The organism is Kitasatospora sp. NPDC090091, from assembly GCF_044747365.1.
Taxonomy (GTDB): domain Bacteria; phylum Actinomycetota; class Actinomycetes; order Streptomycetales; family Streptomycetaceae; genus Kitasatospora.
Map to the genome: position 1 here is coordinate 161984 of NZ_JBIVDY010000007.1, position 19289 is coordinate 181272.

19 protein-coding genes are annotated in these 19289 nt (G+C 76.2%); 9 read left to right on the forward strand and 10 right to left on the reverse strand.

All coding sequences use genetic code 11. The annotated features are described in order from the left end of the window. Position 1: 1 nt before the first annotated feature. From ACIPSC_RS14430 to ACIPSC_RS14445, 4 genes are all read right to left on the reverse strand, one after another. Positions 2-823 (reverse strand): SAF domain-containing protein, encoded by an 822-nt coding sequence (locus ACIPSC_RS14430; RefSeq protein ID WP_400825780.1) that lies wholly within the window; start codon positions 821-823, stop codon positions 2-4. Positions 824-922: 99 nt separating this feature from the next. Continuing rightward, the gene (locus ACIPSC_RS14435) at positions 923-1792 is read right to left on the reverse strand and encodes a hypothetical protein (protein ID WP_400825781.1); all 870 of its coding nucleotides are present in this window, start codon (positions 1790-1792) and stop codon (positions 923-925) included. Between the two features lie 71 nt (positions 1793-1863). Beyond that, complete coding sequence (locus ACIPSC_RS14440) at positions 1864-2487, reverse strand: hypothetical protein (RefSeq protein WP_400825783.1); 624 nt, start codon at positions 2485-2487, stop codon at positions 1864-1866. Between the two features lie 137 nt (positions 2488-2624). Next, positions 2625-3488, reverse strand: a complete 864-nt coding sequence (locus tag ACIPSC_RS14445) for a hypothetical protein (protein ID WP_400825784.1) — start codon at positions 3486-3488, stop codon at positions 2625-2627. A gap of 272 nt (positions 3489-3760) precedes the next feature. Here ACIPSC_RS14445 and ACIPSC_RS14450 point away from each other — a divergent pair, with 272 nt between their 5' ends. The 3 genes from ACIPSC_RS14450 (at position 3761) to ACIPSC_RS14460 (ending at position 6335) form a co-directional block, all read left to right on the forward strand. Beyond that, positions 3761-4192 carry a pyridoxamine 5'-phosphate oxidase family protein gene (locus ACIPSC_RS14450; RefSeq protein ID WP_400825786.1) on the forward strand — a complete coding sequence of 144 codons (432 nt, stop codon included), beginning with the start codon at positions 3761-3763 and terminating at the stop codon, positions 4190-4192. A 126-nt stretch (positions 4193-4318) separates the two neighbouring features. Next, positions 4319-4771: a MaoC family dehydratase gene (locus tag ACIPSC_RS14455; protein ID WP_400825788.1), complete on the forward strand. Its 453-nt coding sequence runs from the start codon at positions 4319-4321 to the stop codon at positions 4769-4771. Positions 4772-5141: 370 nt separating this feature from the next. After that, positions 5142-6335, forward strand: coding sequence for an MBL fold metallo-hydrolase (locus tag ACIPSC_RS14460; protein WP_400826092.1), 1194 nt, complete (start codon positions 5142-5144; stop codon positions 6333-6335). Between the two features lie 102 nt (positions 6336-6437). Here the strand turns inward: ACIPSC_RS14460 and ACIPSC_RS14465 are convergent, their stop codons facing one another. Both ACIPSC_RS14465 and ACIPSC_RS14470 read right to left on the reverse strand, forming a co-directional pair. Continuing rightward, a complete protein-coding gene (locus tag ACIPSC_RS14465) occupies positions 6438-9140 on the reverse strand; it encodes a DUF6493 family protein (protein WP_400825789.1) in 2703 nt (900 codons plus the stop codon). Next, on the reverse strand, positions 9137-10579 hold the full coding sequence (locus ACIPSC_RS14470; RefSeq protein ID WP_400825791.1) for an SWIM zinc finger family protein: 1443 nt from the start codon (positions 10577-10579) through the stop codon (positions 9137-9139). Before ACIPSC_RS14470 ends, ACIPSC_RS14465 begins: the two co-directional genes overlap by 4 nt. A 136-nt stretch (positions 10580-10715) precedes the next feature. On the opposite strand from ACIPSC_RS14470, the gene ACIPSC_RS14475 reads away from it, so the two are divergent. Both ACIPSC_RS14475 and ACIPSC_RS14480 read left to right on the forward strand, forming a co-directional pair. Further along, on the forward strand, positions 10716-11627 hold the full coding sequence (locus tag ACIPSC_RS14475; RefSeq protein ID WP_400825793.1) for an acyl-CoA thioesterase: 912 nt from the start codon (positions 10716-10718) through the stop codon (positions 11625-11627). A gap of 173 nt (positions 11628-11800) precedes the next feature. After that, positions 11801-12487, forward strand: a complete 687-nt coding sequence (locus tag ACIPSC_RS14480; RefSeq protein WP_400825795.1) for a TetR/AcrR family transcriptional regulator — start codon at positions 11801-11803, stop codon at positions 12485-12487. A 43-nt stretch (positions 12488-12530) separates the two neighbouring features. Here ACIPSC_RS14480 and ACIPSC_RS14485 read toward each other — a convergent pair whose 3' ends face one another. Further along, a complete protein-coding gene (locus ACIPSC_RS14485; RefSeq protein WP_400825796.1) occupies positions 12531-13712 on the reverse strand; it encodes a sulfite oxidase in 1182 nt (393 codons plus the stop codon). A gap of 154 nt (positions 13713-13866) precedes the next feature. Here ACIPSC_RS14485 and ACIPSC_RS14490 point away from each other — a divergent pair, with 154 nt between their 5' ends. From ACIPSC_RS14490 to ACIPSC_RS14500, 3 genes are read left to right on the forward strand one after another with little or no spacing between them, the layout of a single operon-like run. Next, entirely contained in the window at positions 13867-14046 is a 180-nt protein-coding gene (locus tag ACIPSC_RS14490; protein WP_400825798.1) for a hypothetical protein, read from the forward strand. Positions 14047-14086: 40 nt separating this feature from the next. Further along, positions 14087-14368, forward strand: a complete 282-nt coding sequence (locus tag ACIPSC_RS14495; protein ID WP_400825799.1) for a hypothetical protein — start codon at positions 14087-14089, stop codon at positions 14366-14368. Next, positions 14365-14763 carry a type II toxin-antitoxin system VapC family toxin gene (locus ACIPSC_RS14500; protein ID WP_400825800.1) on the forward strand — a complete coding sequence of 133 codons (399 nt, stop codon included), beginning with the start codon at positions 14365-14367 and terminating at the stop codon, positions 14761-14763. The genes ACIPSC_RS14495 and ACIPSC_RS14500 overlap by 4 nt, the downstream gene beginning before the upstream one ends. Before the next feature lie 9 nt (positions 14764-14772). Here ACIPSC_RS14500 and ACIPSC_RS14505 read toward each other — a convergent pair whose 3' ends face one another. Then, entirely contained in the window at positions 14773-16587 is a 1815-nt protein-coding gene (locus ACIPSC_RS14505) for a DUF2398 family protein (protein WP_400825801.1), read from the reverse strand. 309 nt (positions 16588-16896) lie between these two features. Here ACIPSC_RS14505 and ACIPSC_RS14510 point away from each other — a divergent pair, with 309 nt between their 5' ends. Next, positions 16897-17646 carry a lysoplasmalogenase gene (locus ACIPSC_RS14510; protein WP_400825803.1) on the forward strand — a complete coding sequence of 250 codons (750 nt, stop codon included), beginning with the start codon at positions 16897-16899 and terminating at the stop codon, positions 17644-17646. Between the two features lie 20 nt (positions 17647-17666). Here ACIPSC_RS14510 and ACIPSC_RS14515 read toward each other — a convergent pair whose 3' ends face one another. Together ACIPSC_RS14515 and ACIPSC_RS14520 are read right to left on the reverse strand one after the other, a co-directional pair. Further along, the gene (locus tag ACIPSC_RS14515; protein WP_400825806.1) at positions 17667-18266 is read right to left on the reverse strand and encodes a hypothetical protein; all 600 of its coding nucleotides are present in this window, start codon (positions 18264-18266) and stop codon (positions 17667-17669) included. Positions 18267-18442: 176 nt separating this feature from the next. Next, positions 18443-19246: an exodeoxyribonuclease III gene (locus tag ACIPSC_RS14520; RefSeq protein ID WP_400825808.1), complete on the reverse strand. Its 804-nt coding sequence runs from the start codon at positions 19244-19246 to the stop codon at positions 18443-18445. Between the last annotated feature and the right edge of the window lie 43 nt (positions 19247-19289).

Sequence of the window (19289 nt, forward strand, 5' to 3'; positions counted from 1 at the left end):
CTCAGGCCCCACCCGCCCCGGACGGCGCGGCCGCCGTACCGCCCGGCGCTGCGGGCGCACCGGACGCCGCCCCCGGTGCGGCGCCGGACGCACCGGCCGACGGGGAGGCCGCGGGTGCCCCCGAGGGTGCGCCGGTCGCCGCGCCGCGCGGCGCCAGCACCACCTGGATCCGCTGGCTGGCCACCCAGGCCGCCAGCTTGGCGGCGTCGGCGGACGGCACCGCCACGTCGACCACCTGGCTGCCGTCGGTGTCCACCCGGCCGACCGTGATCACCACGGCGGAGAGCGACTCCGGCCGCCCGGTGTCCGGGGTGTAGACCACGACGATCGGCACCCCGGGCTGCAGCCTGGTCGCCGGCAGCTGGGTCCGCTTGGCCGAGACGCCCACGATCAGCTGGTTCGGCTGGACGCTCAGCGACTGCGCCAGGTGCGCCTTGGTCAGCATCTCGCCGCGCTTGAGGTCGGTGGCGGCCCGCATCCCGACCGCCTTGCTCCGGTCCGCCGCGTCCAGCGGCTTCAGCGCCGGGTCGGTCGCGATCCGCGCCACCACCAGGTCCGCGTCGGTCAGCACCTGCCCGTACGGCACGTCATGGGCCAGCGCCAGCACGGCGACCCGCTGCCCGGTGCTGTTGTAGAGCACCGCGCCGCCGAGCCCGCCGGCGGCGATCAGCGCGATCGCCATCGCCAGGACGGCCGGCCGCCGACGCCGGGCGCGCAGCGTCCGGCCCGGAGCGTGCGGCGTCGCGCGCCCCTGCTCGGGCAGCACCGCCGCCGCAGTCCCGGACGTGCCGGCTCCCGGCGTCGCGAATGTACGGTTCTCCACCGGATTCCGACCTCTCCTGCGTCGTGCGGTTCTCGCTGCGTACGGACGTTGCGGACGTGCTGCGCCGGCCCCGGGCGACGGTCTCCCGCCGCCCGCCGGTCAGTTGAGGACCTGCACCTCGCCCACCCTGAGCTTGAGGTCGGTGAAGAGCGACATGTCCTTGGGATCGACCTTCTGGTTGCTCCCGGTCACGGTCACGTAGCCGCGCCACCGCGTGGTGACCGTTCCGGTGAAGGTGCCGCCCTGCTTGCCGCCCGAGCCGGTGGTGAACACGTGGCCGCAGGTCGGCGACTTCGCCGCGCCGTACTTGGCCTCGTACGGCGTGCCGCCGGCGTTCGGCCCCGCACAGACGACCGCCGGGCCGCCGTCGCCGAGGTCCCACTCCACCGACTCCAGCTTCGGGGTGACGGTCACGCTGATCGCGCCCTCCGTCACCGTGACCGGATTCAGCGTGGTCGCGTTCTTGAGCCAGAACCAGACCGGGACGCCGACCACGGACGTGCCCTCGGGCGCGACACCCGGCTCGGGGAACGGGAACGTGAGGGCGTCCCAGATCTCCTTGGCCTTGGTGCCCGGGTTCATCGGCGGCGGCGCGGCCGGCGCCTGGGCGAAGAACGTCGGCTGCGGTGCGCCGAAGGTGCCGTCGCTGTAGGCGCAGGTGACGTCGTAGATCGCCCCCTCCGACGGCTTGTGCCCGGCCCAGACCGGGTCCTCCGCGCCGGGCTGCGGGCTGGTGGTGCGGTAGTAGCAGCCGTTGGAGCTGCTGAACCAGCCGTAGACGGGGTCGTGGCAGGCCATCGGCACGCCGTTCCACTGGCACACCTGGTCGCCGCCGCCACCGCCCCCGCCGCCCGTGCCGCCGCCACCGGGGCTGGGCGTGCTGCCCGGGGTGTGGACGCCCGTGCAGATCACGTTCACCGCGCACTGCGTGACGTCGCCCCCGCCGCCGGCAGGCGGTTCGTCCGCCAACGCGGTGCCTCCGGGGGAAAGCAGCAATCCGGCGAACAACAGCGCCGGGACCGGGATTCGCCGTACCGGTTTCAGCATGTTCGGTCCACCTCCTGCTTGAACTCGGTTACCAGCCAACGCGCCTGGTACTTCCGCACGGAAACGGTCGCGATGTAGCGGGTGAGCCGCTTCGGCGGATCCTTTACCGCGCGCGTCGCCGCATCCGCCTGATGCCACCCCGAGACGTCCAGGCAGTCCTCGATCACGGCCGTCTGCGGATCGGCCTTGAGGTCCACGCTCTTCAGCACGGGGGAATTGCCCGGGCTTCCGATCATTACCAGTTTGGCGTCGTGCAACTGGCGGAGATTGACGAGTGATCCGCTCAGCGCCTTCCCGGAGGAGAAGGCCTCCAGCCGGGAACCGTCCGAATCCGTTCGGCCGAAGTCCTCGACCTGCGTCTGCCACCAGTCCTGATACGTCCTCAGCACCAGCCGCCCGGCCGCTCCTTCGGGGCCGTCGGTCGGCGCGATCCGGTCGTTTGCGGAACCACCCGAAGGAGTTAGCGGCGCAACTCCCGCAACAGTGGGCGCAGTCGTCCCGAGACGATCGACCGAACCGGCGTCACCACCGCCCGCACAGGCACTCAGGAGCAACGCCGAAACCAGCCCGGCGCCCCCCACCGCCCCAGTGCGCACCAGATTTCCGCGCCGCCACATCGCCCCACCTCGTCGCGACCGACCCCGTAGGTGGTCCGTGGTCGCCAGAAGATTTCCGCCGTCCCGCTGGTGTGCCGCGAGAGCATCGATTCTTCGCCATCCCGCCCCTGCACGGCAACACCCCGAGCCCCCTGACCTTACGTGGAAGGCGGATCCGTCGGGGCACTTTCGCGCCACAGGACGGCCAACAGTTCTTCGGAAAGCGACAATCCGGCCAATGCGCCCCGAACGGCGGCCCGATTGCGCATCAGCAGGCGCCCGCCATGCGGCGGTACGAGCAGGCGTGCGCCCGGCGTACCGGCACTCGGGGCGGCGTCCGGCCCGCCGTCGAGCAGGGCCGCCACGGCCGGCTGGAGGTCGATCGGGGAGACCACCGCGGGCGCGCCCGGGAGGCCGTGCCGCAGGACGGTGGTGAGCGCGTGGCTGAACGATCCCTCGGCACCGGGCAGGACGGCGTCCCGGCCCCGTCTACCGGCGGTGAACCGGCCGACCCGGCCCCAGAGCGGGACGCGCGGGTAGCTGAGCAGCTCGCCCGCACCGTCCTCGCCGCCGCCGCGTTCGAGCGCCGCCCAGGTGTCCCGGTCGGCGACGGCGTCGACCAGCAGCAGCGCCTCCTCCTGGTCGCCGTGGACCATCGCGCTGACCACCCAGTCCCAGGCCAGGCCGCGCCGGTAGGCGTTGTCGGCGGTGGAGCCGCCGGTGACCAGGGCCAGCCGCCGGCCGCGCGGGTCGGCGACCAGCTGGCCGACCAGGCAGACCACCAGCCAGCGGCCCGGCCGGGCGGCCGCCTCGCGCACCGCGGTGAGCATGGTGTTGGCGTCCGCGGCCGGGTCCACCGCGGTGACCCGGCAGCCCGCCGAGCCGGCGTCGAAGCACATCCCGGGCAGCACCTCGGCGAGCAGCCGCGCGCCCTCGGCCGCCCGGGCCGAACCGCCGAAGCCGCGGTCGGGCCCGCCGTTCGCCCCGATCACCACCAGATCGACCCCGCTGACCACCCGCATCGCCCCCTCCTCGCCGGCCCGCCGTCGCCGGGACCGCCCACCGCTCCGTCTCACCGCCTCGCCGCCGCCGGCCGGGGCACGTCCGCGGCGAACCGCGGCCCGACCGGCCGTGCCCCCGGCATGTTCCACCGCCGCGGGCCGGCACCGGCCACCGCCGCACAAGCTACCGCCCCCCGGGCCGCCTCCCCGGCCCGTAGAGGGGCTCCCGACCCGGGCGCTCCGGGACCATGGGCCCTATCGACCCGCCGCCGGGGCGGAGGACGATCGGACCCATGGACCGTGACGACCGTGTGGAGACCCTGAGCGAGGCCGAGTGCCTGCGACTGCTCAGCACCGTGCCCGTCGGGCGCGTGGTGTACACCGAGCACGCGCTGCCCGCGGTCCTGCCGCTCTCCTTCGACCTCGCACCGGACGGGCGTCTGCTGCTGGCCGTGCGCCGGGACAGCACCACCGCGCGCGGGTTGGACGGCACCGTCGTCGCGTTCCAGGCGGACCGGCTGGACCCGGTCACCCGCACCGGCTGGAGCGTGCTGGTGCACGGCCGGGCGGACCTGCTGCGCGACCCGGAGCAGATCCGCCGGGCACTGCGCTCCGGCCTGCGGCCGTGGGTCGGGGACCCGGACCCGCTGTTCGTCGCCCTGGTACCGGAGCTGGTCACCGGCCGCCGCCTGCTGCCCGCCGGCCGTACGGTGACGCGCTTCTGACCGCCCGCCCGCACCCCGGGGACGGCCACCGCCCGTTCCCCCGCATTCCGCCCGGCTCCTGACAGGTGACCGGCAAGTAGGCATACTCTGCCGAGTCCGCACCCCACCTGCCACCAGGAGCGCACCGTGACGATCTTCGCGTCCCTCGCCGACCTCACCGCCGCCGTCGGCACCGAGCTGGGCACCAGCGAGTGGCACACCGTCGACCAGTCCCGGATCGACCTGTTCGCCGAGGCCACCGGTGACCACCAGTGGATCCACGTGGACCCCGAGCGGGCGAAGGAGAGCCGGTTCGGCTCGACCATCGCGCACGGCTACCTGACACTGTCGATGATCCCGGTGCTGGCCAAGGAGTGCTACGGCGTCGAGGGCGTGCGAATGGCGCTCAACTACGGCTCCGACAAGGTGCGGTTCCCCGCGCCGCTGCCGGTCGGCACGGCGATCCGGGCGACCGCGGAGCTGGTCTCGGCCGCCGAGGTGCCCGGCGGCGCCCAGGTGGTGGTCCGCTTCACCATCACCAGCGCCGAGAGCGCCAAGCCGCACTGCGTCGCCGAGGCGATCACCCGCTTCTACGCCTGACGCCGGCGGCCACCCCGCCGGAACGGGCCGGGCGCCGTTCGCGGCCCCGGCCCGGGCGCCGTTCGCGGCCCCGGCCCGGCCGCCGTTCGAACCCGCCCCGGCGCCGGCCGCCCCTGCACCCGTACGCCGAACGGCCCGTGGCGGGCCGCCCACCAGGTCCGGACGGCCCACTGCGAGTAACCTCCGACGAGATGGTTGTCGTACCTCAGCGGCCCCACCGCCCTGGGTGCGCGCCCCGGCATGTCCGGTAGCCGTAACCGTCCTTGGAGGTGCCGTGCCCCGCTCCGTTCCGTGGTACTCCCGCGTCGCCGGTCTGACCTCGCCGTCCGCCACCGCGTCCGCGCCCTCCGCCGACCGGACCGGACCGGGCCTGGCCGGCCTCTCCCGGGCGGCCTGGCACCGGATCCGCACCGACGCCTTCGGCGCCGACCCCCGCGGCGAACGGCTCGCCCGGATCCACCGCTCGCCGCAGTTCGCCGACGGGGCCTTCCGCAACCCCCTGCCCACCCGCCGGCTGGTCTACGAGCGCACGCCGCTGGAGATCACCCGCGCCCAGCTGGCCGCCGACAAGACCCGCCGCATGCCCGCGGCCGCCGTGCCGCTGCACCGGCTGCTCCCGGTCGACCTGGCCGCCCCGCCCGCCTCCGGCCTGCGGCTGACCTGGCTCGGCCACGCCACCGTGCTGGCCGAGCTCGACGGCCGCCGGGTGCTGTTCGACCCGGTCTGGGGCGAGCGCTGTTCGCCGTTCGCCTGGACCGGCCCCAAGCGGCTCCACCCGGTGCCGCTGCCGCTCGGCGAACTCGGCCCGGTGGACGTGGTGGTGGTCTCGCACGACCACTACGACCACCTCGACATGGCGACCATCCGCGCGCTCACCGGCACCGGCACGGTCTTCGCCGTACCGCTCGGCGTCGGCGCGCACCTGGAGCACTGGGGCGTCCCCGCCGGGCGGATCGTCGAGCTGGACTGGTGGGAGTCGGCCGAGGTGGCCGGGCTGACCCTGACCGCCACCCCGGCCCGGCACTACTGCAGCCGCGGCCCGCGCACCAGCGCACTGTTCCTCTGGGCCTCCTGGGTGGTGGCCGGCGGCGGGCACCGGCTCTTCCACAGCGGCGACACCGGGTACTTCCCGGGCTTCGCCGAGATCGGCCGCCGGCTCGGCCCGTTCGACGCGACGATGATGCAGGTCGGCGCCTACTGCGACTACTGGCCCGAGGTGCACATGACGCCCGAGGAGGGCGTCCGGGCCCACCTGGACATCGGCGGCGAGCTGCTGCTCCCGATCCACTGGTGCACCTTCAACCTGGCGCCGCACCCGTGGGAGGAACCCGCCGAGCGGGTCGTCGCCGCGGCCCAGGCGCTCGGTGCGCGGCTGGCGGTGCCCCGCCCCGGCAAGCCGTTCGAGCCGGTCGACCCGCCCGCGCTGCGCCTCTGGTGGCGGGCGGTCGCCGCCCCGCCGAAGGACGACTCCGGACTGGTGGTGCCGGCCGCCCCGGCCACCGCACCCGACCGTCCGCCGGCCCGGCCGGTGGCGACGACGGAGGACGACGGCGTCGCGGTGTGACGGCCGGACGGGCTCCGGCCCGCCCGGACGCCCGTGGGGCCCGGGGCCCGTCGACCCCGGGCCCGCGTCGGCCCCGCGTCGGCCCTGCTCGGCCGGCCCCGCTCAGCCGGCCAGGACGTCGCGCAGCGAGCGCGCCTCCTTCACCAGCCGGCTCGACCCCGGCCGGGCCGCCACCGCGTCCACCTCCGCCACCGGCCCGCGGGCCCCGCAGCGGCGCGCGGCGTCCGCCGCGACGGCCAGCACCTCACCGGCGCCCCGGGCGGGCTCGCCCGCGAGCAGGGCCGGCAGGACGGGCGCCAGGACCGACCAGACGGTCGCGTACGCGCCGGTCGCCGCGGCGGCGGCCAGCGCCTGGCCGAGCCGGTTCGGCTTCACCGTGCCGCGGGCGACCAGATCGCCGAGCTCGCGGCCGAGCAGGCCGGCGTCCAGGTCACCGCGGGCGGCGAGCACCAGCAGGGCGTCCACCGCGGCCGTGCGGTCGTCGGGGAAGCGCGCGCCCAGGCCGTAGGCCACCGCCAGGTGCACCGCGATCCCGGCCCGGCCGCCGGCCTCGGCGAGGACCGGCAGCAGCGCCCCGGCCCCGCGCTCCTCCCGGTCGGCCACGGCCGCGAACCGGTCCAGCCAGCGGGCCGTCTGCTCCTCCCGGTGGTGCGGGAGCACCGCCACCCAGTGCGCCGTCGGCCAGTACCAGCCGTCCTGCCTCCGGGCCCGGGCGATGCTGGGCTCGGTGGCCTCCAGCAGGGCCCGGAAGTCCCCGCCCAGGCGTTCGCCGGCCGGCCCCTGCGGCCCCGCCCCGACACCGGGCTGGGCGACGAGCACCCGGTCGATGTCCTCCCACGAGCGCTCCCAGTAGTGCGGGCCGTGCAGCCGGCCGCCGCCCGCCCCGGGGCCCGGAGCGAAGACCACCCGGTCCGAGGGCAGCGACGGCAGCCCGCCGTCGCGCAGCCACTGCGCCACCCACCGCCCGGCCGGCGAGGCCAGCCGGCCGGCGTCGGCGAGCACCGCCGGGTCGGCGGTCGGGGCGAGCCGCAGCAGGGCCGCGTGCAGGTCCGCCGTCCCGGGCCGGGCGCCGGCCGCCTCGTACACCGCGATCCGCTCCACCAGCTCGGCCGGCGCGATGGCCCCGGTGGCGTCGGTGGGCGTGGCGAGCAGCAGCGGCGGCCGGTCGGCGGTGACCTGCTCGGCGGCCTCCGTGAGCCGCGCGGCCAGTACGTTCGCGTACGGCGTGTTGTGCGGGCCGCGCAGCACGTCCCGGCCCTTGTCGCGGAAGACCACGCCCCGCCGGTGCGGGTCGACCTTCCCGGCGATCGCGGCGGCGACGTACAGGACGTCCTGCGGGCCGCAGTCCCGCCAGCGCGCGACGTCGTCCCAGACGTGCACCCGCAGCACCGGCTCCAGCGCCCCGGCGAGCGCCGCGTGGTCCAGGTGGGCGTGCCGGACCAGGCCGTCCAGGGTGCGCTCGAAGTCGGCGACGCCCGGCGCGACGCCCGCCAGCAGCGCCGACAGCTCCTCGGCGACCTCGGCCGGCGTGGCGATCGGCGCGCCCAGCGGCCGCGGCACCGGCGCCGGCGCCGGCGGGAGCAGTTCGCTCCACCCGGCGTCCGGGTCGCCGTCGTCGCCGACCGGTGCGCCGAGCAGTCCGCCGGCCCGCGCGTGGTGGGCCGGGTTGAGCCCCTCGGCGGCGAACCGCAGCTCGGGCAGGACGGCCTCGCCGGCCTTCGCCAGATGCCGGGCGACGACGTTCAGCGCCCGCTCCTGGAGGTCGGTGTCCGGGTGGGCGAAGGCCTCGGCCGCGGCCAGTACCACGGGGCCGGCCCGCTCCGGCGCGCGCTTCGCGGCCCTGTCCAGCCAGCCCAGCTGGGCCCGGACGAGCTTCTTCTCGGTCCGGAACAGCACCACGGCCGAGGCCTCGGCCAGCAGCTCCGGCTCGACCAGGCCGCGCTCGTCCAGGCCGGCCAGCACCTGCTGGGCGTGGCCGGCCACCGCCGGGAGGCCGTCCAGCATGGCGACCAGGCTGCGCGCGTGCCCCCGGTACTCGGCGTCGTCCGGGGCCAGCGCCGTCAGGACGGCGAGGAAGGCGCGCTGGTCGGCGGGCTTGCCGCCGCGTACCAGCCGGGCCAGGCAGCGGTCGAGCAGCTCGGCGCGGTCCACCGTGCCGCTCGTCGCCAGCATCGCGACGGCCGCCGGGAAGGCGTCCCCGGGCCGGTCGGTGTACCGGGCCTCCAGCTGCCAGCCGACGTCCTCCAGCTCGAACACCCGGGGCAGCAGGACCGGGGTGAAGGCGTCCTCCGCCATCAGCTCCTGCAGCGTCCGGGGCCGGCCGCTGCGCCCGGACGTGCTGCCGAGCCGGTCGAGCCACTCCGCGGTGAAGGCGTCGGTCGCGGGCACCGGGCAGCCGGTCCGGCGGACCACCTCCTCGATCAGCGGGTAGAGGTCCCAGCCCCAGCGCGAGCCGCGCCGGGCCGCCAGCCGGGTGGCCACCTCGACCTGCCACTCGACCGGCTGCGCCCGGACGACCTCGGTGAGCGCGGGGTGCCGGGCCCCGAAGTGCTCGGCGAAGTCCCGCCCGTTGATCCAGGTGGCGGCGCCGGCCGGGCCGGCGTGGCAGCCGGCCCCGGCCACCAGCAGCGCCCCGCTGCGCGCACTCGCCTCCTCGGACCACTGGCCGCGGACCTCCTTGCGCAACTCCTTCAGGGCCGGCAGGCAGGCCCGGCGCTCGGCCGGCCCGAGCGCCGCCACCAGGGCCGGCACCTGGGGCGTCCGCCCCTCCCGAACCGCCGTCAACAGCTCCTCGACGCCGTTCACGCGACCGGCTCCTTCCCGTTCGGGGCGGTCGAACCGCCCATGGCACCCGCGGCGACCGCCGCACCACCCGGGGCGTTGCGCTCCCGGACCATCCCGACCGCCAGGGCGTGCTTGCACGGCCCGCGCCCGCCCCGGTACTTCGCCCACCAGAGGCAGGTGCAGCTGATCCGGCCCGCCCCGTCCGTCCGCACCCGCTGGATGTGGTCGTCCACGGTGACGGTCGCGAGCGAGCCGTCGCCTTCCAGCCGCACCGCGCCCGCCGCCACCAGCGCGTGCGCCGCCCGCAGCCGCGGGTTCCGGGCCTCCGCCCGGCCCGCCTCGTACGGCAGCTGCCGGTGGAAGTAGGCGGCCTCGGCCGTGTCGTAGCCGATCTGCCCGGCGGTGCCGAGCCTGGTCAGCGCGGCCCGGACCCGGGCGGGGGTGAGCCCGGACTGCTCGGCCAGCTCGGCCACCTCGATCCGCGGCTCCCAGGCCAGCAGGACGGCGACCAGGTCGGCGTCCTGCTCGGCCGTCGCGGCGGCCAGGGCGCCGAGCACGCCGCCCTCGCCGGAGAAGCCGCGCGAGGCGTCCGGCGACAGCGTGAGCGTCAGCCGCATGCCGGGCAGCACCACCTCCCAGGCCGAGGCCGTCGGGCCGTCACCGGGCACCGCCGGGCCGTAGACCCGCAGCGCCAGCGCGTGCCGCAGCACCCGCTGCAGCGCCGCGAGCCGGTCCGGGCCGGGCAGGCAGACCGCGCCGGGCACCGGCCGGGTGGTCGGGCGCAGCGTCCGGCCGGCCGGGACGACCCACAGGGCGGTGCGGGCGCCGGCCCGGCCGCCGCCGCGCGGCAGCGAGCGCAGGAAGCGGACCGCCTCGGCGGCGGGCAGCTCGGCGCGCAGGTCGAACCCGGCGGCCGTCACCTGGGTCTCGGCGAAGCCGCGCAGCCAGCGCTCGGGCAGCGGCACCTTCTTCTCGACGACCGGGCCGTCGAAGGTGGTGACCTCCAGCGCGTCCGGCCCGACGGCGAGGTGCAGCGGCTCGGCCGGGCCGATCCGGGTGAGCGCCTCCCGCAGCGGGTTGTTGACGTCGACGTTGGTGGTGCCGTGGCCGATCTCGTCACCGTCCAGCCCGGCCTGGAGGACGTCGAGGCGGGCGTAGACGCCGCAGCAGCCGGAGAAGGACTCGAACCGCAGCCGGTCGCCGTTGGCGGTGACCACCGGGTCGAGCGAGGCGCGCAGCTGCGGCTGGTAGTAGCGGGCGGCGGCGACGTCGGCGACCGCGAGCAGGGCGGCGGCGGCCGGGGCCGGGTCGGCCAGGAAGCCCGCGAAGAAGCGCGGATTGGCGACCGCCCCGAGCGGGGTGGCGCCGCCGGAGGTCTCCAGGGCGAGGCGCGGTCCGGCGGCGTCGGAGAGGACGGCGGACGGGCGCAGATAGGCGTACGCGTGTGCGGCTTGCGACATGCGGAGCACGCTAGGCGCGGCCACTGACAACCCGTCGGCCACGGCCGGGACTGGAACAGGTTCTATGCCTGATGTTCGCCCGGAATGGTTACCCAGGTCACACCGTCGGACCGTTGGCTTCTGCCACTATGGGCCTGTGACCGACGTGACTGAACAGGAGAGACGGGCCACCGACACCATCGGCCCGTTCGCCGAGCTGCTGCGGATCGAGCGGCTGGACGAGAACACGTTCCGGGGCCAGTGCCACGCCGGCGCCCCGATGCGCGCCTTCGGCGGCCAGGTCGCCGCGCAGGCGCTGACGGCCGCCGGGCGCACCGTCGAGCCGGACCGCCCGGTGCACTCGCTGCACGGCTACTTCCTGCTCCCCGGCGATCCGACCCGCCCGATCCGCTACGAGGTCGACCGGGTCCGCCAGGGCATGTCGTACGCCACCCGGCGGGTCACGGCGGTGCAGGGCGACGCGGCGATCTTCACCCTCTCCGCCTCGTTCAAGCGGCCCGAGGCGGCCGCCGACCGGCACCGGGAGGTGCCGCCGGTCCCCGGCCCCGAGGAGCTCCCGGACGCGTTCTCGCTCTGGGACGAGGCGGCCCGCGCCGAGCTGGCCCGCTCGGGCGGCTTCGGCTCGCTGGAGCTGCGGTTCGTCCCGGCGGACGCCCCCGGGCTGCCGCCGGCCGTCCCGGGCATGCCGCAGCAGTACGTCTGGCTGCGCACCGGCTCGCCGCTGGACGACGACGACCCGCTGCTGCACGTCTGCGCGCTCACCTACCTGTCGGACCTCACCCTGGCCTCGACCGCCGGGCTGCACGTCCAGCCGAACTTCTTCCAGCGACGGGAGCCGCCGCGGCTGATGATGGCCTCGCTGGACCACGCGATGTGGTTCCACCGCCCGTTCCGGGCCGACGAGTGGCTGCTGTTCGCCCAGCGCAGCCCCTCCTCCTCGGACGGCCGGGGGCTGTCGCTCGGCGAGTTCTACGACCGGGAGGGGCGGCTGGTCGCCTCCGCCGTCCAGGAGGCGCTGATCCGCGACCGCGGCGCCCGGCCGCGCTGACCGGCGGCCGGCGGCGGCCGGTCGGCCGGGCCCGACCGCCCCGGGAACGGTCCGGCGGCACCTGAGGGACAGTCGCCGAGCCGTCCCCCCACCGGAAGGGGGACGGCGGGCGAACGCGGGGCGGCCGGTCGGCGTCATACTCCTGAGCGGCCCCGGGCCGTATCATGGTGCGGGTGACCAAGGTTGACCTGTCACCACGACCGGTGGAGGCGATGTCTCCGCGTCAGCTGGAACGCCGCGAATCCCTGATCGCGGCCGCACTCGCCCTGGTGAACGAGATCGGCGTCGAGCGGCTGCAGATGAAGCAGGTCTGCGAGCGCTCGGGAGTCGCCCTCGGGACGGCGTACCGCTACTTCTCCTCCAAGGACCACCTGCTGGCGGCGGCGATCGCCGAGTGGCACCGGCTGCTCCTGGCCGACCTGGTGGCGGAGCTGCGCGGGCCGCGGGCCGGACTGGGCGCCACCGACCGGGTGGTGCGCTTCGTCCGCGGCGGGATGCGCGCCTACCAGCGCCAGCCCGAGCTCGCCAGACTCAGGGTGGCCGTCGCCGCCTCCACCGACCCGTTCGCCAGCGAGGCCCTGCAGGGCATGGCCCGGGCCGACAGCGCCGCGCTGCAGGCGGTGATGGCCGAGGTGCCGGCCGCCGCGAGCGACCTGGTGCGGCACATCGTCGGCCACGCCTGGCAGGGCGAGCTGACGGCCTGGGTGACCGGCCGCACCACGCTCGGCGACGCCCGGCGGCGGCTGGAGGACGTGGTGCGGCTGGTGCTGACCCCGTACGAGACACCGTTCCCGGCTCCCTACGAGGGCCTGGCGGAGGTGCGGGCGGACCTCCGGTCCGAGGTCCGGCCGACCGTGTGAGCCGGTCCGGGGCGCGAGCCGGCCGCCGGCTCGCGCCCCGGGCTCAGACGGCCGTCACCGGGTGGACCACGACGGCGTCGAACAGGTAGCCCTCCCGGTTGAACGCCGCCACCTCGGGCTGGGTGCTGCCCAGCCGGTCGGTCGCGCGGGCCCGCAGCTCGTACCGGCCGGGCCGCTCCGGGCGCCAGTCGAAGCTCCAGCGCGTCCACTCGTCGCGGCGCGGCTCGTCCCGCAGCTCGGCGCCGTACCACCGGCGGCCGCCGTCGGTGCTCACCTCCACCCGGCGCACCGGCGCGGCGCCCGACCAGGACCGCCCGTGCAGCCGGTGCGTACGGCCTGCGTCCAGCACCGCGTCGCGGGCCAGCTCGAAGGCGCTCTTGACCACCTGGCCGGTGATCGGCGCGCTGCCGCCGGCCGGGTGGCCGGGGCCGAAGAGCCGGTAGAAGTGGGTGTTCCAGGGCGAGTGGAGCGGCCGGTCGGCCACCTCGATCGTGCCGACCCACTTGATCGAGGCGATCCCGACCCAGCCCGGCACCACCAGCCGCACCGGGGCGCCGTGGTCGGGCGTCAGCGGCTCGCCGTTCATCTCGTGGGCGAGCAGGACGTCGTCCAGCGCCTTGGCCACCGGCAGCGGGCGGCGCACCCGGCCGAAGTCGACGCCGCCAGCGGTGTACTCCGGGTCCAGGCCGCTCGGCAGGACGTCCACCGCCTCCGGGGTCAGGCCGGCCAGGCGCAGCACCTCGGCCAGCCGCACGCCGCGCCACTCGGCGGAGCCGACCCCGCCGAGCGCCCACGGGGTGCCGGGCACGGCCTGGTGCTGCTGGCCGGCGAAGAAGCCGCGGCCGTTGCCGGCGCACTCGATCAGCGCGCTGATCCGGGTGGCGGGCAGCTCCCGCAGGTCGTCCAGGCCGAACTCGACCGCCTGCTCGGCGGTGGGCGTGCCGCGCAGCCCGCTGCCGAACAGCCGCAGGCGCCAGGAGGCCGGGTCGATCAGCGGGGTGGAGGTGTGGTTGCGGACGAAGAACCGCTCCACCGGGACGTGCCGGCCGACCGTGCTGCGGCCGTCGGTGCCGCGCAGCGCGTCCCACCGCATCTCGGCATTGCTGCCGTGCGGGACGAACCACTCGGCGGGCAGCGGCTTGACGATCCCGGCCGCGGGGGAGGTCGCGGCCTCGTCGGCGCGCTCTCCCCCGCCGCCGGCCGGGCGCCGGACGGAGTACGACATACGTCCATTTTCCGGCCCGGCCGACGCCCGGCGAGTGCGCCACGACGGCGCCGTCCGGCCGGGTGGGGCATATCCGACAAGCCGACGCCCACCTCCCATCCGGACTTCACCCACGCGTAGCGATCGTTAACGCCGCCCTGGAACGCTCTGTGACATGAACGCCCACCCTCCGGCGACCTCCCAGGATCCGCGCTTCCCGCTCCCCCAGCGGCACCGCCGCTTCCTCGCCTGCGCCGCCGTGCTCGCCTCCGTCGCCCTGGGCACCCTCGGTGTCGGCGCCACCGTCGAGACCGTCCGGCACGACACCGCGGCGACGACCACGGCGAGCAAGTGATGTGACCTGGGCCACATCGACGCGTGGTAGGGTCGCCGGTATGGCCACGACCAAGAAGTACACCGTGACGCTGCCCGAGGAGCTGGCCGAGGAGATCCGCGCCAAGGTCGGCCCCGGCGAGTTCAGTCGCTACGTCACCCAGGCGATAGAGCGCCAGGCCGAGCGCGATCGCCTGGGCGAACTGGTGGACTGGTGGGAGGCCGAGTACGGGCCCGTCACCGACGAGGAGCAGGCCCAGGCCGAGGCCGCCCACCGCGCTCTGGTCGCCCGGCACGCTGCTCGCCGGGCCCGCCTCGTCGAAGAGGAGCGTCGGGCGAGTTGACCAGCACCTCCGTCTACGTGCTGGACTCCGAGGGCCTGTCACAGGCCGCGCTCGGGAACCGCGCGATGGGCGCGCAGTTGCAGTACGCACAGCGCCACGGCATCCCGGTCGTCACGACCACGATGACGCTCGTCGAGGCACACCACGCTCGCGTCAACCAGGCCGCCTGGAAGTGGATACTGTCCCGGATCGTCGTGGTCCCCATCACCCAGGACGTCTCCGACCAGGCAATCCATTTGCTCGCCGAGGCCGGCCTGCACGGACACAAGTACGCCATCGATGCCGTACTCGCAGCCGTCGCGCTCCGACAGCCCGGGGACGTCACCGTCTTCACGTCCGACGTGGATGACATGGAACGGCTCTGCGGCAACCGCCTGGTCGTCCAGCCGATCTAGGTCCCGTGGTCAAACTCCCGCTTGCCTGGCGCGTTCGCCGGTGGGGGACGGGACGGTGACCGCCGGGTCGCGGCGGGAGTGGCGGCCGGTGCCCGGGGCCGGCAGGAGGTCGGCCGCGGGGGCGTAGCGGGCGGCGGGGGCGCGGAGCAGCCAGCCCGGCGGGCGGGTGCCGCGGGGGGTGGGGGTGATCAGGCCCATCCGGTGCAGCAGGTCGAGTGCGTCCCGCCGCAGGGCCGTGCGGTCGGCGAGGTAGTCCCGCCGCCAGCCGGCCGGGAGGCCGTACTCGTCGGCGATGTCGCCGAGCACGCCGTCTATCAGCGCGTCGGGAACCGGGACGACCGGCACCGCCGGCTCGCCGCCGGTGGCCTCGGCGTCCTCGGCGTCCTCGCCGGGCAGCGGGCGGACCTCCTCGACCAGGCGCTCGACCAGCAGCAGCGCGGCCTGCGCCAGGGTGCCGGGACCGGGCAGCACGAGGTCGGTGAGCTCCTCCGCGGGGTCGAGCAGGGCGACGCCCTCGGCCCGCGACTCGGCCTCCAGGCCCAGGAACTCGGCGAGGGCCGCCGGACCGCTGTGGCGGTGCTCGCGGAGCCAGGCGCGCTGATCCTCGGACAGGTCGGCGACGAGGACGGCCGGGGTCTCGGCGAGGCGGCGGCGGACGGCGGTGCCGGGTTCGGCCTCCGCGGCGCGGCGGATCAGGTCGGCGGCGTCGGCGGCCAGCGCGGGCGGCCCGGCGGGGACGGCACGGGCCAGCTCCCGGTCGACCGTCAGGACGGCGTCCTCGTCGGCCGGGTCGGCGGGCACGCCGGTGAGCACCTGCCAGTCGGCGAGCGCGGCCAGGGCCATGGTGAGGTCGCCGGGGGCGGCGGCGGGGACCGGTCCGGGCGCGGCGTGCATCGCCGCCCGCAGCCGGCCCAACGGCAGTTGCTCGGGGGCGTCGACCAGCAGGGCCAGGACGAGGGCGAGCTGGGCGTAGCCGCCGGGGGTGAACGGGGCACCGGTGGCCGGGTGTTCGAGCCGGCGGGTGGCGCCGGGGCCGAGCCCGGCCTTGCAGAGGCGGGCGTGCCAGGGACCTACCACGAGGCGGTAGCCGAGCAGGGTGTCGAAGCGCTCGGCGAGCCAGTCGCGGTGACGACGGATCAGCGGGAAGCCGTCGGCGTGCGGGCCGGAGGCGGTGACCAGCGGGTGGGCGAGCAGCAGCCGGGCGGCGATCCGCTGCTCGGCCGCGGCGGCGGAGCGGTCCTGCGGGCCGGCCCCCGCGGTCGCGCCGGCCGGCCCCGGCGCCACGGCCGCGGCGCCGCGGGACCGCTCGGGCTTGCGGTGCCGCCCGGGGCTGCCGGGCTTGGCTCCCGAGCGGACGACGGGCAGGGTGTCGGCGTCCCGCCGGGCCCGGCGCGGACCGCGGGCCGGGCGGGTCTCGCGGGCGCGCAGCGCGGCGGCCGCGTGCGCGGTGGGGCCGTGCCACCAGCTGACGTCCACCGCGGTCCCGGCGCCGGCGGTGGCCTGCGCGGGAACGGCCGGCGCGGGGGCCGCCTCGGCGGGGGCGCCGAAGTGCCGGGCGGGGTAGAGGCCGAAGGAGGCGGCGCAGAGGTCGTCGGCGGTGCCGGGATCGGCCTCGGCGAACCACTGGGCGAGCCGGAGCAGCCCGGGGTCGGGCGAGAGCCCGTCGGCGGAGTCGGCCGGCGCGGACCCCTGCGGAGCGTCAGGCCCGGCTCCGCGTACGGCGGCGACGGCGTCGGTGGTGCTCCGCCCCGCCCCGCCCGTGCGCCCGTCCGACGTGCCGCCGGCCACCTGCGTGGCGCCGGCCGCGTACTCCTGCTGCTCCATGTCGTGGACCAGACTAGACGGTGGGCGCCGCCCCCGGTGGCAGCAACTGCTCCTCCCGGCGAATTGACCTGCCCCGCTCCGCCGGTACCGGCGGCCCACCGCCGCCTCCCCGCGCCTCCCCCGGCGCCTCCCCGCCGCCGGGCGGATCCGCCGCCGCGTCACCGCCCGGTCGGCACCGGGCCTACGCACCGGTAACAATGTCTTCCAGCGGCGGGCCCGGCCGGCCGGACAGGCCCTAGGGTTGTCCGGCCGAACGGGCCCGCCGTGCCCGCGCACCGCCCCATCCACCCACCCGGAGGACACCGCCGCATGAGCATCCGTACGACCACCCGCGCCGTTCTCGGCGGGCGCCTGCGCTCCGCCACCGGGCTGCTCGCCGGCTTCGCCGCCACCTCCGCAGCCCACCTGGGCGCGATCCTCACCGAGACCCCGGTGCTCCGGCACGCCACCAAGCCGGCCCTGATGCCCCTGCTCGCCGCACACAGCGTCACGGCCGCCACCGAGGCCGGCCGGGAGGCCCCGAAGCTGCTGGCGCCGGCGCTGCTGTTCAGCACCGGCGGCGACGTACTGCTGCAGCTCGGCAACGACACCGCCTTCCTGGCCGGCATGGGCTCGTTCGCGGCGGCGCACGTCTGCTACGTGACGATGTTCGTCCGGCGCGGGGCGCTGACCGACCGGCGGCGGGCGCTGCTGGTGGCCGCCGCCTACGCGACGGCCTGGGCGACGATGATCGGCCGGCTCTGGCCGGACCTCGGCGACCTGCAGATCCCGGTGGCGGGGTACAGCCTGCTGCTCGCCTCGACCGCCGTCACCTCGGCGGGCCTCGGCTGGCGGACCGGCCTGGGCGGGGCGCTCTTCCTGCTCTCGGACACGCTGATCGCGACCAAGCTGGCGAAGTGGCAGGAGCTGCCGGGCCACCAGTTCTGGATCATGGCGACGTACGTCCTGGCCCAGTACCTGCTGGCGAGCGGCACCCTGCGGGGCGAGGAGGCGCCCACCGCCGAGCCCGGCGCCACGCGGCCCGTCCTCCGGCCGACCGCCCGGCCCGCCACGGTCTGACCCGCCGTGCCGGAGGCCCTTCAGGCCGAGCCGGCGCCGGTCCGCCGCCGCAGCAGCCAGAACCCGCCGATGCCACCGGCGACCAGCGCCGCGCCGCCGGCCAGCTCCGCCGGATTGGCCGCGACCGAGCCGCCGAGCCCGGTCTTCACGGCACCGTGCGGGGCCACCTGCTGGCTGCCGGCGCCGGACTGGCCGAGCGAGCCGGCCCACTCCCCCGCCGCCTGGCTCCACGACCCGAGGCTCTCCGCGGGCGAGGAGGCGGCCACGGTGGTGACGGTCACGCTGGTCGAGAAGACGGCGCCGTCCGGGCAGGTGCCGTCGACCTTGTTGTCACCGCTGTTCTTGCCCGCCAGCCGGGCGGAGCCGGTGTGCTTGCCGTCCGAGCCGAGCGTGAGGGTGGCCGGGCCGCCCTCGAACGCCGAGGAGTGGGCGGTGATGGTCTTGGCGCTGGGCTTGTCGGACTTCTCGCAGGAGACCGTGACCGTCACGGTCTGACCCGGTGCGGCCTGGGACGGGCTGACCGTGGCGGCGCCGTCCTTGGCCTGCGCGGTGGGAGCCGTCAGGCCGGTCAGCACCGCCGCGCCGATCAGGGCGGCGGCGGCCGTACGCGTGGGGCGCATGCCGGAACCTCCGGGATTCTCGGGCGCAGCCGGGGACTCCAATGTCCACGTGATCGAACAACTACACCCAGTCATTCACCGACGGTAGGCACCCGCCCCCCGTCCGGCCACCGCTCTGGACCGTTCGGGGGACTCGCCGTCACAGGTCGCCGTCACACGGAGTGATCCGGTCCGGGTCAGAGGTCGAGGTCGACCACGACCGGGGCGTGGTCGGAGGTGCCCTTGCCCTTGCGCGCCTCGCGGTCGACGTAGCTGTCGGTGACCGCGTCGGCGAAGGGCTTGTTGCCGTAGGTGAGGTCGATCCGCATGCCCCGGTTCTTCGGGAAGGCCAGCTGGCGGTAGTCCCAGTAGGTGTAGGGGCGGTCGTACTTGAGCGGGCGGGGCACGACGTCCTGGAGGCCGGCCCCGGCGAGGGCGGCCAGCGCCTCGCGCTCGGCGGGGGTGACGTGGGTGAGGCCCTCGAAGGCGGCGACGTCGAAGACGTCCTCGTCGGTGGGGGCGATGTTGAAGTCGCCCAGGACGGCGAACGGGCGCGGGCCGGCCGCGTCCTCGGCCGCCGCCACCCGCAGCGCCTCCAGCCACTCCAGCTTGTAGTGGTAGTGGGCGTGGTCGACCTCGCGGCCGTTCGGCACGTAGACCGACCAGACCCGGACCGGGCCGCAGGTGGCGGCGATGGCGCGCGGCTCGACGTCGGGCAGCAGGGCGCCGTCGGCCAGGTAGCCGGGCTGGCCGGGGAGGTCGCGCACGACGTCGTCGAGGCCGAGCCGGGAGACGATGGCGACGCCGTTCCAGCGGCCGGTGCCGTGGGCCGCCGTCTCGTAGCCCAGTTCGCGCACCTCCTCGTACGGGAAGGCGTCACTGGCGCACTTGAGCTCCTGGAGGCAGAGCACGTCCGGCTTGGCGCTCTCCAGCCATTCCAGGAGCTTGGGCAGCCGCGCGGTGACGGAGTTGATGTTCCAGGTGGCGATGCGGACGGTCACGGCTTGCGGCCTTCCCGGTGGCGGTACGGACGAGGGGCGGGCG